The 17422-nt window shown below is 36.4% G+C and carries 13 protein-coding genes and 1 pseudogene; 12 read left to right on the top strand and 2 right to left on the bottom strand.

Going from position 1 to position 17422, the window contains the following annotated elements; all coding sequences use genetic code 11:
* Positions 1–223: 223 nt before the first annotated feature.
* Together B2X72_RS19635 and B2X72_RS19630 are read right to left on the bottom strand one after the other, a co-directional pair.
* The gene (locus tag B2X72_RS19635) at positions 224–529 is read right to left on the bottom strand and encodes a hypothetical protein (protein WP_286851181.1); all 306 of its coding nucleotides are present in this window, start codon (positions 527–529) and stop codon (positions 224–226) included.
* Positions 530–547: 18 nt separating this feature from the next.
* On the bottom strand, positions 548–2026 hold the full coding sequence (locus tag B2X72_RS19630; RefSeq protein ID WP_286851180.1) for a hypothetical protein: 1479 nt from the start codon (positions 2024–2026) through the stop codon (positions 548–550).
* A 237-nt stretch (positions 2027–2263) separates the two neighbouring features.
* On the opposite strand from B2X72_RS19630, the gene B2X72_RS19625 reads away from it, so the two are divergent.
* The 12 genes and pseudogenes from B2X72_RS19625 to B2X72_RS19570 all read left to right on the top strand — a co-directional run bounded on the left by B2X72_RS19625 (position 2264) and on the right by B2X72_RS19570 (position 17168).
* Positions 2264–4792, top strand: coding sequence for an SLBB domain-containing protein (locus tag B2X72_RS19625; RefSeq protein WP_286851178.1), 2529 nt, complete (start codon positions 2264–2266; stop codon positions 4790–4792).
* A gap of 14 nt (positions 4793–4806) precedes the next feature.
* Positions 4807–5871, top strand: a complete 1065-nt coding sequence (locus tag B2X72_RS19620; protein ID WP_286851177.1) for a lipopolysaccharide biosynthesis protein — start codon at positions 4807–4809, stop codon at positions 5869–5871.
* Between the two features lie 59 nt (positions 5872–5930).
* Entirely contained in the window at positions 5931–7022 is a 1092-nt protein-coding gene (gene glf / locus B2X72_RS19615) for a UDP-galactopyranose mutase (RefSeq protein ID WP_286851175.1), read from the top strand.
* Positions 7022–8059, top strand: coding sequence for a hypothetical protein (locus tag B2X72_RS19610; protein WP_286851174.1), 1038 nt, complete (start codon positions 7022–7024; stop codon positions 8057–8059). The genes glf and B2X72_RS19610 overlap by 1 nt, the downstream gene beginning before the upstream one ends.
* 457 nt (positions 8060–8516) lie before the next feature.
* Positions 8517–8669 (top strand): annotated as a pseudogene (locus tag B2X72_RS26710) (DapH/DapD/GlmU-related protein); the annotation flags it as partial.
* 5 nt (positions 8670–8674) lie between these two features.
* Positions 8675–9850, top strand: coding sequence for a glycosyltransferase (locus B2X72_RS19600; protein ID WP_286851171.1), 1176 nt, complete (start codon positions 8675–8677; stop codon positions 9848–9850).
* A 9-nt stretch (positions 9851–9859) separates the two neighbouring features.
* Positions 9860–11155: a hypothetical protein gene (locus tag B2X72_RS19595; protein WP_286851170.1), complete on the top strand. Its 1296-nt coding sequence runs from the start codon at positions 9860–9862 to the stop codon at positions 11153–11155.
* Positions 11156–11174: 19 nt separating this feature from the next.
* Positions 11175–12677 (top strand): lipopolysaccharide biosynthesis protein, encoded by a 1503-nt coding sequence (locus B2X72_RS19590; protein ID WP_286851169.1) that lies wholly within the window; start codon positions 11175–11177, stop codon positions 12675–12677.
* Between the two features lie 15 nt (positions 12678–12692).
* On the top strand, positions 12693–13835 hold the full coding sequence (locus B2X72_RS19585) for an EpsG family protein (protein WP_312352643.1): 1143 nt from the start codon (positions 12693–12695) through the stop codon (positions 13833–13835).
* Positions 13836–13877: 42 nt separating this feature from the next.
* The gene (locus B2X72_RS19580; protein WP_286851167.1) at positions 13878–15029 is read left to right on the top strand and encodes a hypothetical protein; all 1152 of its coding nucleotides are present in this window, start codon (positions 13878–13880) and stop codon (positions 15027–15029) included.
* Positions 15016–16056: a glycosyltransferase family 4 protein gene (locus B2X72_RS19575; protein WP_286851165.1), complete on the top strand. Its 1041-nt coding sequence runs from the start codon at positions 15016–15018 to the stop codon at positions 16054–16056. The genes B2X72_RS19580 and B2X72_RS19575 overlap by 14 nt, the downstream gene beginning before the upstream one ends.
* Complete coding sequence (locus B2X72_RS19570; RefSeq protein WP_286851163.1) at positions 16056–17168, top strand: glycosyltransferase; 1113 nt, start codon at positions 16056–16058, stop codon at positions 17166–17168. Before B2X72_RS19575 ends, B2X72_RS19570 begins: the two co-directional genes overlap by 1 nt.
* The last annotated feature ends 254 nt before the right edge of the window (positions 17169–17422 follow it).

The raw sequence follows: 17422 nt of genomic DNA, 5'->3' as shown, positions 1-17422 counted from the left end.
AACCTATTTCAGTATAAGACAGGGGGATTTTTTATTTCATTTCTTCGCACGTTCTTCGTATTGTCTTCGGACCGCGTTCGGGGCTGATGAATACGTATAGAAATTTTGTGCAGGTACTGAACAGATAATTCCTGTTCGGGATCTGGTCAAGGTCTGTTGCCTATTGGGTCAAAGTCTGTCCGCATCCGAAGCAGGTACGAACAAAGTACGAATCTGATTGTTCTTATTCGTTCGAAAAAAGATAAGAATGGCACAGTTCTGCCGCAGCCGCATCGGGTAAGCATTTTAAGTAGCCAACAGGAGCCTGAGCGATGATTTTTTCCAAAATGGTATTCATGTTGGAAAATAATTCCTTGTTCCACCGGATAGAAGTACAGCTGGGTAATACCGCGATAAAGCCTTTCGGTCCGGACTGCCACTCAAACTCATTTACTGGAGCCCGCTGCAGGCGTACAAAGTCCTGCAATGTTAACTTCTCATTTTTATAACAAGGCGTTTTTCCGCTCCACGGTGTCCCATAAATGTCCACTCTTTCCGCTGTGATTCTTTACTCTATACCCAGAGCGCGAAGCAGCTTCTTCTTTTCATCCGAATCTTTTAGCGCATGGACATGATACTTTGCATCTAACAGGTTTGCGGCAGATTTTTTAGCGAGATAGCGATCGACATAGTGTGTTGCATGTTGTCGTATAAATGTGCGGCAGTCTATATTAACACTGATGCCTTTTTCAAAATTGCCATAGGTGAGCCCCGTTACAGCATCATTTGACGAGATGGATTTGATGCTATTTTTGTCTAATCCGCTGATATTTAATGTTAGCGCAGGGTAGTAGAAATCCGCTTGATTCGGTAATTTGACGTTCACGATCAACTTATTCCCGTCGATACGGCTGCTGATCAGGCTGTTTTGTCGGTTATAATTGTATTCGTAATACTCCTCTTGCGAAGGAAACCACAAGATGTCCTTGCCGTCTTTTCCATAAGTATCGTTGAGCCAGAGCAGGAGCTGAGCCCAGTCCTGATCCGTTTCGTGCACACCAATATGGACAGCCTCGCGGTTAGCCATATCTTTTGCGACAGCATCGTTGACCAGCTTTTCTACCTCAGCCGCGCGATTGACAAATACCCGGGCCAAAGTCTTTTGGTTTAGGGACGAATTGACCTGATACGGGATAAGCTTATCGGCACCGGTCTGTGCCGTCATGGTCTGAATTGCCGGAAAGCCAAGTGCGGCCTGGAGGTACGATTTATTTCCATTTGGCTCGGCCAAAAATTTCATGTTTCGCCCATTCAACCGTTTTTTAGTGATTTGTTGTGCCAGGTCAAAATGCTTGATCAGCGAGTCAACAGTGTTTACTGCGGTGGTATTGAGGTCGTGGAAAGCAATGGCATTACCGTCGTTAATCATTTCGATCACGTTGTTCCACCGTAGACCAGCTTTCATATAAAAGCGGAAGAAATTTTCCTTAAACCCTTTCTTTACCACTGTTGGATCGTTCATAAAGGCCCATTCCGGCGCCAGCGTGGTGGTAAAATGGAACCTGACTTCATTGCCAACGCCATCCGTACTGCCTAGTGTTTTGCCCAGCAGGTAACTGTTTGGTGGCATATCATCAGCTTCCAGGTGCTCAATATCGAAATAATATTTCCGTTTGATGTCCGAGCGGTCTATCGGTTTGCCATTAATCGCTGCCCAGGTCATGCTGAATGCCGACTGCTTACAGTCGTCCTGTGTGAGCATAAACAATAAGCTTTTATTATATTTTAGTGGCGGAATACTTACAGTGGGCGTTTGGGATATTTCCTGCCCCGGTTGAAACTCGATGATAAGTTCCGCTTCTTGTCCCGTCTTTTCCTCAGCAAAGGGGTAGACGTATCGGTTTGCATTTTCGCCGTTATCGGGAGGTGATACTTCTTTTCCATCTTCGCTCTTATTGCCTTGGTAAAGATCTTTTTTTAGGCAAGAAGACAATAGGCCACATCCTAACGTAATAAGAATAGCTTTTGTGTAAATAATTTGGCGCATGCGCAAATATAAGCCTTCTTATTGGATTAACTATTTCGTTAAATAAAAAAAATAATACGATGATGCTCCACTACACTATTGTGTAGCGAAAGGAATAGTTTTTACGTTTATTACAATAGACTTTTTCAAAGTCTCGTTGAATAACGAATCAATTACAGTTGAAAAGCCGATTCAGGAAATATTTCAATCATTTAATTAAATAGTTTTACTAATTTTGCGGCAAATACCGCAGTGTCGATGAAAAGAATAATATTATGGTTATGCATAGCAGGATTTGTGGGTACAGTACACGCACAGACCAATCCTGCCAATATAAAAGTAGACAATCTAAGTGACGCACAGATTGAACAGTATGTCAAACAGGCCGCTTTAATGGGTTACGACGAAAGTCAGTTAGATGGCTTTGCACGTGCGCAGGGCGTTTCAGCTGTCGAGGTTCAAAAATTAAAAGAACGTCTGGCGAATATCAAACGTAAAAAACAGCAGCCAAATCCGTCACAAGTATCTTCCAGCCAATCGCGCAATACGCGCAGCAATGGCCGTCAGGTAGATGGTTACTCCAATGCAGATTCTTTGCAAAATAAGCAGACGAATAGAAGAGATTCGATGGAAAATGAAGAAGGCAAGCTCAAGATCTTTGGCTCAGACCTCTTTAAAAATAATGCCATCACCTTTGAGCCCAATCTGCGTATGGCTACACCTAGCTCGTACATTATTGGTCCAGACGATGAAATTCTGTTAGATATTACAGGCGATAACGAAGCCTCCTATCAACTTCCCGTAAGTCCCGATGGAACAATTAAAGTAGAATATGTAGGTCAGATCAATGTGGCGGGTTTATCCATTGCTGCAGCAAAAAGTAAAATAGAACAACGTTTGAGCGGTACATACCCCGCAATACGCTCTGGACGTACGCAGGTCAATGTCACCATTGGTAATATCCGTACCATCCGTGTTACCTTAACCGGGGCGGCTACCAAACCGGGTACCTACAGTTTACCTTCGTTAGCGACCGTGTTTAACGCACTGTACGCCGCAGGTGGTCCCAATAAAAATGGTACCTACCGCAAGATCCAGGTGATCCGCGGCAACCGCGTGATCAGTACGATCGATGTGTACGATTTTTTAGCCAATGGCATTCAACAAGGCAATATCCGTTTACAAGATCAAGATATCATTCATATCCCTGTTTACGGTGCCAGAGTACAATTTGAAGGCGAAGTCAAGCGTCCTGCCATTTTTGAGACCGTACCCGGAGAATCCCTTTCTGATATCTTGCGTTATGCGGGCGATTTTACCGAAAATGCCTATAGTGCCAAGGTTAAAGTGTTGCAGACCACAGGCCGTGAGCGGAGCGTACAAGATATCTACGCCGACCAGTTTGCAAACTACACTCCCAAAAGTGGCGATCAATATATAGTAGACCCTATTTTGGATCGTTTTGCCAACCGTATCAGTGTGTTAGGGGCTGTATTTCGTCCCGGCATATTTGGATTAGCGCCAGGTATGACGTTAAAGCAAGTACTGGAGATGGCCGATGGCGTGCGTGAAGATGCTTTCTTGGAGCGCGGCATCATCAATCGTCTTAAAGCAGACAATACGTCCGAATTGATCAATTTTAATGTGCGCGATGTCCTTGCAGGAACTGCAGCCGATATTCCATTAAAGCGAGAAGATAAGATTGAGATTTCGTCCATCTTTGATTTAAGGGACGAATATAAATTTACTGTTCAGGGCGAGGTTCGCTTTCCAGGTGATTTCCCATTTGCCAGCAATGCGACGTTGGGCGATCTTATTCAGAAAGCCGGCGGATTGACCGAAGGTGCAAAAAACGCCCGGATAGAGATCGCACGCCGTATCAAAAACTTAGATGTGACCGACCATCGCTCTTCACAAACTGTATTGGTTGATATTAAAGATGGTGTGCTTACAGATCCAAATATGACGCTGCAACCTTACGATGTTATCTCCGTTTTGGGCGATGCTGGTTTCCGCACCCAACGTCAGGTAAAAATCGAAGGGGAAGTATTATATCCGGGCTACTATACGATTATGCGTGAGGATGAGCGTATTTCCGATATTATCAAGCGCGCAGGCGGTTTGACTACGTATGCTTATACCGAAGGTGCTTCATTAAAACGGACCGGCATGTCTAAATTACAGGCAGCAGAGAAAAAGGAGCAGGAGCGATTGAAGAAAGAACTGGAAAAGGATAGGCTGGATGAAGAAGGCAATCAAAAAGATTCGAGCTTAGATCAGGACACTGAACGAAACTATGATGGTGCGAAAGCAAAAAGTGCAGCTTTGGCAAAAGTATCGCAACAAGGCACTTCCGAATCTGATATTGAACCGAGTGACCTTGTGGGTATTGAATTGAACAAAATCTTAGAGAAACCTTACGAAAAAGGAGATCTTTTGGTTTTAGATGGTGATATTATCAATGTGCCAAAGGAATTAGAAACGGTTAAGGTTGTGGGTGAGGTGTTGAATCCAAACAATGTTGTCTATGTTAAAGGCAAGAGCCTAAAATACTATGTGAACCAAGCAGGCGGATTTACAGACAATGCGTTGAAGAAGCGCGTTTTTGTACAATATGCGAATGGTGCAGTAAAGGGCAAAGATGGTGGTTATCCCGAAGTTAAACCTGGCGCTGAAATTGTTGTTCCTAAGCGTGCTCCAAGGGAAAGGTTAAGCTCTCAAGCGTGGATTGGTATTGGTACAGGTATAGCTTCCACTTTGGCTATTATCATAAGTTTGTTCAAATAACTATGGCGAAGCTGATGAATAAACAGGATGTTACGCTAAAGGAGTTCGTACTAAAAATTCAGGATTGGTTTAGGTATCTATTATCCAAATGGTTTGTATTTGTAATTGCAGGTATTCTAGGTATAGCTTTGGGCTATTTTTATGCGGCGTCTCAAAAACCGATTTATACTGCCACAACAACTTTCGTTCTAGAAGGAGGGGATCAGTCGGGTGGAATGGGCCAATATGCAGGGATGGCTGCCCTCGTAGGAATTGATCTTGGAGGTAAAAGTGATGGGATTTTTCAAGGAGATAACCTTTTGGAGCTATATAAATCCCGTAAAATGATTGAAGCGGCTTTATTATTTCCGTCAAAGAGTGATACTTCCAAATTGTTGATAGATTCTTATTTACAAATAATCAAAGCGAGGGACCTTTGGAAGGAAAAAAGCCCAGATTTGCTGAAAATTGATTTCAAAAATACACAAGACTCTTTACTCCAAAGAAGCCGGGATAGTATTATTCAACGCGTCGTTGGTGATATTAACAAGAATAATTTGACAGTTGGCAAGCTTGATAAAAAATTGTCAATTATCAAGGTGGACGTGAAATCATTAAATGAAGTGTTTTCAAAAGAATTTAATGAGGCTATCGTTAATCAAGTCAATTCATTCTATATAAAAACAAAGACAAAGAAGTCTTTAGATAATATTGATATTTTACAGCATAAAACAGACTCTGTACGTGCCGTAATGAATGGTAGTATAAGCGTTGCGGCATCGATTGTGGATGCGACCCCTAATTTGAATCCTACTCGGCAAGCACAACGATTAATTCCAACTCAACGTTCTCAATTTTCAGCGGAAACAAATAAGGCCATTCTTAGCCAATTGGTCCAAAATTTGGAGATGTCTAAAATGGCTTTAATGAAAGAAGCACCATTAATTCAGGTTGTAGATAATCCTATATTTCCACTTCAAAGAACTGCTTTGAGTAGAATAATAGGCGGAGCGATAGGAGGAATTTTATTTGTAGTATTAGGCTTTGTAGCTCTGATCTTCACAAAACTATTTAAAGACCTATTTAAAGAGGCAGAATAATATAGCACTAAATCTTAAGTGACATATCTTTATAGAAATGAGCTATTAATTTAAAAAATATGATTAATTACGACTATTTGATTGTTGGCGCAGGACTTTTTGGAGCCGTTTTCGCTCATGAAATGAAAAAAAAAGGTAAGAAATGTTTGGTAATTGACAAAAGGAAACATTCCGGCGGAAACGTGTATTGTGAAAATGTTGAAGGTATAAATGTACACCAATATGGCGCTCATATTTTCCATACAAATGATAAAGAGATCTGGGATTATGTCAACTCGTTTGTAGAGTTTAATCGATATACTAATAGCCCAATGGCTAATTATGAGGGTAAATTGTTTAATCTACCTTTCAATATGAATACATTTTATCAGCTTTGGGGGGTCAAAACACCAAAAGAGGCTCAGAGCAAGATTTTTGAGCAGGTTGATAAATTAAACATTAGCTCTCCTTCTAATCTTGAAGAACAAGCTTTGTCGTTAGTTGGTAAAGATATATATGAGAAACTGATCAAAGGCTACACAGAGAAGCAATGGGGTAGAAAAGCGACAGAATTACCAACATTTATTATCAAAAGATTGCCGGTTAGATTTACTTATGATAATAATTATTTTAATGATAAATATCAAGGTATCCCGGTTGGTGGATATAATAAATTAATAGATGGACTATTGGAAGGTATAGAAGTTCAATTGGGAATAGATTTCTTTAAAAATAGAGAAGAATTGATGAAAGTGGCCGACAAAATAGTATTCACTGGCAAGATTGATGAGTTCTATGACTTTAAGTTTGGCGAACTTGAGTATAGAAGTCTCCGTTTTGAACACGAAGTGCTTAATGAAGAGAATTTTCAAGGAAATGCTGTCATAAATTATACGGCTTTCGATGTTCCATACACAAGAATCATTGAACATAAGCATTTTGAATTTGGAACCCAGCCAAAGACAGTGATAACTAAAGAGTATCCCGCAAAATATGAAAAAGGAAAGGAGGCCTATTATCCTGTTAATGATGAGCGAAATATGGAACTATTTAAAAAATATCGTGATCTTGCGAAAGAAGAAACGAAAGTTATTTTTGGTGGTAGGTTAGCAGAATATAGATATTATGATATGCATCAGGTTCTTGCCGCAGCATTAAAAGCAACTAGATAATGTTAGATATTTCAAAAAATACGAAGGTTTTTGTGTATTGTCCTGCGCAAGTGGTTACAGGTGGAGCGGAACTTCTTCATCAATTGGTGGATTTACTAAACAGACTAGGTCGCCAGGCATTTATTGTATATTATGGTGATAAAGGAAATGAGGTGCCTTCAGCCTACAATAAGTATAACATTCGTGTTTCAGACTCGGTAGAGGATAGCGAAAAAAATATTGTTGTATTTTATGAAGCTGTTTTTGATAAAATTAAAACTATTAAAAAGGCGCAGATTTTTCTATGGTGGTTGAGTGTTGATAATTTTTTCATTTTTGGAACTGATTTTATCAATATACTTGATTTATGTCGCTATAATTTGAGTTTTGGCCTGAGAATAGCTATGTATAGATTATATCAACTGTTATTTAAAGGTAAAAATTTATTCAAGAATACCTTTTCAATTAAATGGCTCAAAAATTTAGATGCTGTAAATGCTTACCAATCTGAATACGCTCAAAATTTTTTGATCAATCACGGTTTCAAATTGACGACTCCTTTAAGTGATTATATAAATACAGAATTCTATACGGGATTTTCTACTTTAGATCGCGATAACGTGGTTTTGTATAATCCTAAAAAGGGGTTTGAATTTACAAAAAAATTGATAGAAAGAGCTAAGCATATCGATTTTCTTCCATTAGAAAATATGAGTAGAGAACAGCTAGTCAATGTCTTCAATAGAAGTAAGCTCTACATAGATTTTGGATACCATCCTGGTAAGGATAGGTTGCCTCGAGAAGTAGCCCTTAATGGCTGCTGTGTTATCACGGGCATGCGCGGATCTGCACGTTTTTTTGAGGATGTGCCTTTAGCGAATGTATTTAAGTTTGATGAAAAAGCTGCTGGTGTGGACTCTATCATAGCGAGAATAGACGATGTGTTGGCTAACTATGAGAAAATTATTCCAAAATATGATTTTTATCGTACACAGATTTTAAGTGAAAAGGAAATCTTCGAGGAACAAGTTAGGCGGATATTCAAAGTTAATTCTTAAGATGAAACGGTTCATATTTTTTATTGGTCAATTGTTTCATATTTGTTTTAGTGGTTTTATCACGCTAGTTGATAAATGTATTCAAATTGTATATTCGGGTTATGCTTCCAAAGAATTCAAGCGCTTTGGTGTAGAATCAATAGTAGAATATCCTCTATATGTTAACGGTGGAGAGAATATTGAGATTGGGAATCAGGTTTATATAGGAAAGCGACTTCGAATTGAGACCTTTAACGAATATCGTGGTCAGAATTTTGAACCTTGTATTAAGATAGGAGATTATGTAGGTATCAACCATGACTGTCATATTGCAGCTGTTGAATCTGTGGAAATTGGTAACAATGTATTGATTGCCAGTAAGGTTTATATCGCCGATCACTCACATGGAGATACCAGCCTCGCACATTTATCATTACCTCCTGTTTGTCGCCCATTATTTAGCAAAGGAAAGGTTATTATCGAAGACGATGTTTGGATTGGAGAAGGAGCTGCAATATTACCAGGTGTTGTCATTGGAAGAGGAGCTATAATTGGGACCAACGCAGTAGTTACAAAAGATGTAGATCCATACACTGTCGTTGGAGGTGTTCCAGCAAGAATAATTAAAAAGCTGTTATGAAGAAAAAAAAACTAAATATAACATCTTTGTTCTATTTGGATGAAAGTATCCTAAATAAGGATTTTTTTTTGGTGCCTTTGTTTTTAGCGAAGCAACTCAATGCTGATTTTAATTTTGTCTATCCAAAAAATAAAAATAATGAACATTATCCATTACTACATCGAGGAGCAAATTTAATCCCAATTAAATCAGAGAGTGAGTTCAATTTTTCTTTATGGAAGGAGCGACAATCAATTTACTATATTCTGAAAAATGCTCATAAAATTGATATACTATTTTTAGTATGGTTAGGGCCTAGAAGTATTCTTCTTTCTTGTTTATATAAGCTTTTAAATCGAAGAGGTTATTGTATTGTAAAAGGAGATATGGATGCAAAGGAATTAAAACCTTTAAATTCTAATAATTTGATTTCCGGTATAAAAATAATAATTAAGAATACGCTAATGAAATCAATTGACTTATTGCTTTGTGAGACTTCGGAGAGCTTAAAAGTAATACGAGAAGGTAGGTTGGGATCCGTTTTGTCATCTAGGGTATATCAGTTAGCTAATTGTTTTGATGAAGAGAATAGAGTAGATTTGGGCGTGGCAGTTAAAGACAGTATCGATAAAGAGAATATTATGCTTATAGTTGGCCGAATCGGTGCCGATACTAAAAATCACACAATGTTGCTTCAAGCATTGGATAGAATCAGAATGAATGATTGGCGCGTAATTATAATTGGAAATATTGCAGATAAATTTAAAAAAGAGATTGCTAATTTTTACGATAACAATCCTGATTTAAAGGACCGAGTAAGCTTTATTGGTCCAATTTACTCTAAAGAGGAGCTATGGGAATATTTTAGCAGAAGTAAAGTGTTTTTAATGACTTCTATCAAAGAGGGCTTTCCAAATGTGTATCCCGAAGCATTGCGTTTTGGATGTTATATTATTAGTACTAAAGTTAGTGGCGCATTTGATATAACGGATGACGGAAACGTTGGAAAACTGATAGAAATTGGTGATGTGGAGACACTTAAGGAATTTCTCCAAGGTGAAGTTTTCCAGAATAAAATTGATTTTAGAAGTTCTTATCTTGACGCGATCGAATTATCGAAGAAGAAATTTTTATGGTCCCCAAATATACGTGAATTAGTTGAGGAGAGATTTACTCAAAGGTTTAACTTTTAGGAAGCTAAGATGAAAGAAAATGTTGTTTTTACCATTTGCGCGAAAAATTATATAGGGCTGGCCCAAATCCTTGAGCAATCAGTTTTAGCAAGTAATGTTGATACCGATTTCTTGGTTTTCGTTGCAGATGAGATACTTGATGCTGATATTTTAGCTTCATTACCGACTAATGTAATTATTGCACGAAGCGTGCTTAATTTGACGTCAGATACATGGGATGATTTGAGTTTTAAGTATAATTTGACTGAGTTTTGTACCTCTATAAAGCCAGCCGTATTTCTTTACTTATTGGAGAACTCCGGGTATAACAAGATTATATACTTGGATCCAGATATATATGTTTTCAGTGAGCTTAAACCAATATACGATGCCCTTAATGTGCAATCTATTGTTTTGACTCCACATATGAGTTTGATATCCGAGCATTATACCGGGGAGCTTCCAGATACTGATTTTTTAGGTAATGGTATTTTCAATCTGGGCTTTTGCGGGCTTCGAAATGATTTGGTGTCAACTAAAATGTGTAAATGGTGGCATAGTAAGCTTTTAAATAATTGCTTTATTGATCCTTATTTGAACACATTTACCGATCAAAAATGGATGGATTATTTACCAGCGTTTTTTACTTCGGAAGAATTATGCGTAAGTCGCCATCTAGGTCTGAATATTGCTCCATGGAATTTTTTTGAGCGTAAGATTATCTCAGTCGATGGAAAGTTAATGGTGCAGTGGCGAGATGATAGTACGGGTAACAAGATATATCCCGTCGTATTTGTCCATTATTCTGGTTATAATTATGCGGAGTTGAAAGAGGGGCGGGTGATTCAAAATAATGTTTCTTCCTTGCACGATTATGAGGATATAAAATTGTTGACTGATAACTATGCAAACTGTATACAAAAAAATCGAGAAGTCTTTGACCGTTTTATCCATTTGGATTATACCTATAATAGTTATAAGAGTGGAACCAAAATAACTAGCTTCCATCGCAGAATCTATCGTTCCTTAATGAATAAGGGCGAGAAAATCGTAAATCCATTTGAATGTACTGATCAGTCCTTTTTTGTAAGATTGAAAAAGGCAGGTATGGTTGGAAACACTAAAGTAAATTTAGATAAAGTTGATAAGTCAAATTTGCGAGGAGTAAAAACCAAATTGAAATTATTTAACCGTTTGACAAAGCTTATGTATCGATTGATCGGTTTTGAAAGATATTCTCTTTTTATCAAGTTATTGCGCCCATTTAGTAGATACGAATCTCAAATTCATTTGATAGATAAACGATACGAACAAGATAATATATAATGATTAACAAGAAATCGCTTTGAGTTCAATAATAAAAGAAAGTTTAAAGACATCAGGTGTCAATTATATAGGAATAGTATTAGGAGCACTGTTTACTTTATATCTCACGCCCAAATATTTTCCAACGGAAATTAATGGATTGTACCGCTTATTGCTAGAATATTCAGCTATTGCTGCCGTTTATTTTCATTTTGGAATGCCGTCGATCATTAATAAATATTATCACCGCGTCAATCAGGAGGGAGCGGATAATAGAGGGTTTGATTTCTTTGTGTTTGTTTGCCCTTTAATAGTTATTGCCCTATTTGCAACTTTTTTATACTTTTTTAAATCGAAGTTTGTAAACTTAATAGGTTCCGATAAGGATAGCCAGATGATTAGCAATTATATTTTCTTTTTGGTGCCCTTAATCTTATGTAATGTATATTTTTTCATTTTTGAAGGATATTCTGCTATGTTGGGAAATATAACTGTTATCAATTTCTTCAAAAATATTATACTTAAAATCTTTAATATCGCTTCTGTAGTTCTGTATTTTTACACTCGGAACTTCACTTTTGTCATGATCTTGGTGACAACAGGTTATTTAATAAGCGTTATTTTTGTTTATCTATACGTACTCAAGTTGAAGGAATTTGTCATTGACTTGAAGCCAAGTTTGGAGTTTTTGAGAAAGAATGGATTGTTTCGCGACTTTATTCAATTTTTGCTTTTCCTTTCCATGAGCAACCTTAGCTTTTTTCTGCTGTCAAAAGTTGACGTGTTTTTTGTTGGAAAGTTTACTGATTTATCGAATTTGGCTTATTACACGACAGCGACCTATTTCGTCACCCTTTTATTGGTACCTTATTCAGCGGTGTTAAATATTTCATTCCCCAAAATTGCTAAAAGCTACGTAGATGGACGTATTGAGGAGTTGAAGGGGCTTATTACTAACAATTCAATGTATGGCCTGGTATTGGCCGCTTACATATTTGTTATTATTTGGAGTAATTTGGACGCAATATATGCCATCATACCTAATGGAGAATTATATAAAGCTGGAAAATATATTTTCCTTATTCTGAGTTTAGGCAAGCTTGTCGATATTTCCATTGGCTCCTTAGGACAATTAATTACCATTTCAAAATGGTACATGCTTACACTATACAGCTCTATTGTTATGTCAGTTGTAAGTATTTTTCTCGGCTATTTCTTAACATCTAATTTTGGAATTATCGGAGCTTCGTCCTCCATCAGCATATGTATCTGTCTTTCCGTCATGTTTCAACTTTTTGTTGCCAAGTACAAAATAGGAGTTCACCCCTTTTCAAATAGAATAATTATATTGATCTTACTTGTTCCAGGAATAATATTTGGATGCATGATCATTGACAAATTTATCAATAATATGGTAATTTCTTCTGCTGTCAAGGTTACTACGTCAACAATTTTATATTTTTATATCATTTACAAATATCGTGTTAGCGAGGATGTAAGCTATATTATGGAAAAAGGTTATAACGTGCTTCTCAGAAAATAATGGTCTGTCTAATTAATGATAAAATATTATGGATTATTTTTTGTTAACTATCATGCGTTTCGAGGACTTTTAAGGATGGGTATTTATATTGTTATATTTACTATTATTAGCTTATTTGCGTTAATTGAGAGTACAAACCTAGACCGACGAATAACACTTTTTGCATATTTTCTGCTTTGTTTTGGCCTATATACTTTGTCCTTTATCAGATGGGAAATCGGTACAGATTGGAAAAACTATTATGAATATTTTCAGTCTGTAGGAAGTATTCCCTTTGAGGATGACGTGTTTGAATGGTGTTATAGTTTACTTACCAGAGTTGTCGCCCATTTTACGGATAATTACACAGCCTTTCTCTGCGTCGCAGGTTTAATTTTATTCCTATTTCAAAGCTTCGCGATCAAACGTTTGAGCCCTTATCCAATTATTTCTTTGCTATTCTTATGGGCTGTTCAATTTGCAAATGTGCTTTTCGTTCGGCAATGGATCGCTATAGCCATTCTCATGTATGCGGTTGTTTTTATTGAAAAAAAGAAGTTTATTCCTTTTATTTTATTAGTAATATTGGCTGCTGGATTTCATCGCACCAGTTGGATTTTTGTTTTCGCCTGGTGGATTTATCAATTAAATTTTTCAAGAAAGACAATGATTCTTGTTTTGATGGCGTCTGTAGGCTTTTCTATGGTACTTACAAAGGTCTTAGAACTCTTGAGTGGGGGTGTTGGAGGGATTATACAGGCTAAAATAGACACTTATCTGAGTGATGAATTTAATGATGATACAAATAGTGACATTGGAATCTTGGCGGTTATTATTCGCGGATTTGCCAATAAGTTTCTTATACTCTTAACGTCTTTTTTTCTGTATGATAAAATAGTCGAGAGGTATCCACAGTTCAGAGGCTACCTCAATTTGTATTGGTTTGGCGCTATCCTATATTTTAGTACAATTTCGATATCAGTTGTTTTTGTAAGAATTTCTTATGCATTTGATGTATTTCAGATTATATTAATTGCTTACTTCTTTCGTGTTATTGAAAGTCCTCTCATAAGGATTTTGTCTTTCATTTTGTTGATATGCTATCTTTTTCTACGTATGCGGCAGCAACTCAATGGTCCATATGCGGACGAATTTGTGCCATTTAAATTGTTTTTTTAGTTTTAATTTAAGTTTTGCAGAGATATGGTTTATTTTGTGGAATTGAGTAAAGGTAATGAAGCACATTCCTCATTAAATTATTCAATGGTAAAAGTTCTTTCTTTAAATTGCGTTTATCTTAAAGTTTTCTCTTCAGGAAGACATTTTAGCGCTATTCAGTTGAATGACGAAGATATGAAGAAGATAAGTTATCAACCGATCCGCGTTATAGAAGGCAATTGGAAGAGCTGGTTTGCAAAGGTCATACTCGAAAGCTATAACGCCTTTCAAGTTTTCAGAAAGGCCCAACGAGATAATCCGCACTTTGTGTATATCTCTTCAGTATTTCCTATTTCACAACTATTGATTATTATTATAAAAAAGTTTTTTCCAACTATCCATATTATCATAGGACTGCATGGAGAAATGGAGTTTTTGAAAAGTAACAAAAGTACTAAACTTAGATTCTTGGGATGGTTCTTAAAAAAGAGTTTTAAGATACATGCTAAAAACGTAAAATATTTAGTCTTTGGCAATGTGATAAAGGAGAATCTTAAAGCATATGATTTTCTGCCTACCAATTCATTATTAAGTATAGATCATCCTTACGATTATAGGGAAGTACATCCACCTAATTCATCTAAACTGAATAGTTTGAACTTGGGCACTATAGGCATTGGAAGCATAAATAAAAGGACTCATAATTTATTTTTGCTGGCAGATACGTTCAAAAACCAAGTGTTGTCGAATGAGATATCTCTCAACTTGATTGGTACGATGTTGCCCGATCTTGAGCCTTTTGTTAATGCTTATGTTAAAACTAACGGTTCAAATATGATTCTATCTAAGAGAGAGTTTGAAGACAAAATTTCCGAGCTTCATTACAGTTTATTCTTCTATGACAATGAATTTTATTCCCTTTGTGCTAGTGGCGCATTTTTTGATGCTGTGAAGTTTGAAAAGCCAATTTTGGCGATTAAAAATGATTATTTTTCTTATTATTTTGATCGTCTTGGTAATATAGGTCACCTCTTTGATAACCTCGAGGATATGGTTTCAAAAATTGAAGCACTTCTGTCTGGAGGTTATGAAAAAGAATATAATGAGCAGGTCGAAAACCTTCAAAAGGCAAAGAAAACACTTTCTATAGAAAATATATCAAGAGATTTTTTTTATCAATTAAGAGATACAGGTTTTTGTGATGATTTATATTAACGGAAGATTCCTAACACAATCCATTACTGGTGTCGGTAGGTTTGCGTTGGAGATTTGCAAATGCCTCCAAATGCAAGGTGTGGAATTCACGCTTTTGGTACCTAAAAAGTATAAAGATATTTTAGATAATCCTTACGAATTTAAACTTAATTATATAGGTTGGGGAGATTCTCACATATGGGAACAAGTGGGTTTATGTTGGTTTATGTATCGAAAAAGAGATGCGCTATTGCTTAGTTTTACTGGACTTGGTCCTATATTTTATAGAAATAAGATAATAACAATTCATGATCTTTCTTTTTTCCACGAACCAAAGTGGTTTTCTAAAGGTTATTATTACTACTATAAGTTTTTGACACCTATTGCTGCGAAATATTGTCGTCAGCTTTTGACTGTAAGTGAATTTTCGAAATCCGAAATTGTCAAATATTTAAAAAGGGATCCAGATTTTATTACAGTAGTCTATAACGGGAATAGTTTTGGGGCGGATCGCGTTGATAAAATTGAATGCGAAAGAAGGTTTATTTTAGGCGTATCTTCATTAGACCCGCGAAAAAATCATAAGCTTTTACTTGAAGCATATGCAGAGATTTCAAAGAAAACGGATTTTGATCTCGTTTTGGTTGGTAAATCGGAAAAGCATTTCAATTTCGATGTTGATGTGCTAGATATAGATCCGTCGAGGGTACGATTTACAGGCTATATTTCGGATCTTGAGTTAAAGGAGCTTTACCGAAAGGCTTCGCTTTTTGTATATCCCAGCTTTTACGAGGGCTTTGGTATTCCGCCCCTAGAGGCGATATATTATAACTGCCCCATATTGATTTCTGATATTCCAGTATTTCGGGAGATTTTTTGTGAAGCAGCTATATTTTTCGATCCCAATAGCACTGATGACCTTAAAGAGAAAATTTTTTATTGCCTTGATCGATTAGATAAAATTGCTTTATCAAAAGAACAACGCAATTTAATATTAGAAAAGTATAGTTGGGAAAAAAGTGCGTTAAAAATTATTGAATTATTATAATGAAAGTATTACATACAGTGAAACACGCTTATCCCTCTACAGGAGGAATGGAATCGGTTGTCAAAGATATCGTTGAGGGCATACACGAAGTTGATGCGAATGTAGATTTCACAGTTTATTCAAATTCTTATACAAATAACATATATTTTAGAAAGTTTCTTCACAATGATATTAAGTATGTAAAGGAGCGGACTTTTGGACATTTTAAGAGTCAACCATTAACAGTATATTACAGCCAACTGGCCAAGTTAATTGATGAACATGATATTATTCATCATCATTATCCTTTTCCTAACATGGAAGTCAATCTAGTGAATAGATTAACCCGGTTAAACGAAAAAAAACTTATTATTACTTGGCACGCCAATATCGGTCAATCACGGTGGAAATCTCTTGAAAAGATTTATAATCCGATGGTAAGAAAGTTACTTGATCGGGCTGATTCTATTGTGGTTACCTCGCCCCAGCTTTTAGAGAATTCCACTATCTTACCTCCCTATCACGATAAGATTGCAGTTATACCTTTATCATATAATGAGCGCTTCCGTAGCGGTAAACAAAATGCTCGATCATTAACTGCAGGCCGTCCTTTTCAAATTTTGTTTGTTGGAAGGCTACGAGCATACAAAGGAGTCAATGTACTTTTACAGGCGATAAAGGATTTAAATGTGACACTAAGTATAGTTGGAAATGGAGAGTATGGTAATGAATTAAGGTTACTTGTAAATGAGCTTAATATAACTTCTAAGGTTGACTTTTATGATGACTTAAACGATTCCCAAGTAGAAGAGATGTATAGAAATTCCGACCTGTTTATATTACCGTCTGTTAACGAAGCCGAAGCCTTTGGAGTCGTACAACTGGAGGCGATGGCTACAGGGCTACCTGTTATCAATACAAATTTAAAATCTGGAGTGCCATTTGTATCCTTACACAATAGTACAGGCTTAACGGTGGAACCAAAAAATGTTTTAGAATTAAAGAACGCTATCGAGTTAATAATGAATAATGGGGAGTTGTACCATTTATTTTCTCGGAACGCACTGGAAAGAGTAAAAGAATTTACTCGCGAAAAATTGGTCAATTCATATTTGAATTTATACAAAAGATAATTCTCAATCTATACATACTATATTTGTAACAATATTGAAATCTAACGTTATAATAAACTGATAAATTTTGAATGTTTCAAAACTAAATTTCTTGAAATATACCTTTGAATAATCCTCTCAATGTTTTATCATTTATTTGGTTTCTTTAATCATATATCAAGATTAAGCATAAACTATTTGCGTCTTTAATATAGTCATTTTAATATTGGTAATTATTGGCATTATATTCGCTACAAAAAAAATATATTTTTTTT

The organism is Sphingobacterium sp. UBA7253 (assembly GCF_002472745.1).
GTDB classification, from domain to species: Bacteria; Bacteroidota; Bacteroidia; order Sphingobacteriales; family Sphingobacteriaceae; genus Sphingobacterium; species Sphingobacterium siyangense.
The sequence above is the reverse complement of the archived record's forward strand: the minus strand, read 5'-3'. Positions and strand labels throughout refer to the sequence as shown.

Bases quoted from the DNA above. Each gene is read 5' to 3' on its own strand.
- B2X72_RS19625 (WP_286851178.1), top strand. From the start codon at position 2,264: ATGAAAAGAATAATATTATGGTTATGCATAGCAGGATTTGTGGGTACA.
- glf (WP_286851175.1), top strand. From the start codon at position 5,931: ATGATTAATTACGACTATTTGATTGTTGGCGCAGGACTTTTTGGAGCC.
- B2X72_RS19630 (WP_286851180.1), bottom strand. From the start codon at position 2,026: ATGCGCCAAATTATTTACACAAAAGCTATTCTTATTACGTTAGGATGT.
- B2X72_RS19620 (WP_286851177.1), top strand. From the start codon at position 4,807: ATGAATAAACAGGATGTTACGCTAAAGGAGTTCGTACTAAAAATTCAG.
- B2X72_RS19595 (WP_286851170.1), top strand. From the start codon at position 9,860: ATGAAAGAAAATGTTGTTTTTACCATTTGCGCGAAAAATTATATAGGG.
- B2X72_RS19570 (WP_286851163.1), top strand. From the start codon at position 16,056: ATGAAAGTATTACATACAGTGAAACACGCTTATCCCTCTACAGGAGGA.
- B2X72_RS19610 (WP_286851174.1), top strand. From the start codon at position 7,022: ATGTTAGATATTTCAAAAAATACGAAGGTTTTTGTGTATTGTCCTGCG.
- B2X72_RS19575 (WP_286851165.1), top strand. From the start codon at position 15,016: ATGATTTATATTAACGGAAGATTCCTAACACAATCCATTACTGGTGTC.
- B2X72_RS19600 (WP_286851171.1), top strand. From the start codon at position 8,675: ATGAAGAAAAAAAAACTAAATATAACATCTTTGTTCTATTTGGATGAA.
- B2X72_RS19585 (WP_312352643.1), top strand. From the start codon at position 12,693: ATGATAAAATATTATGGATTATTTTTTGTTAACTATCATGCGTTTCGA.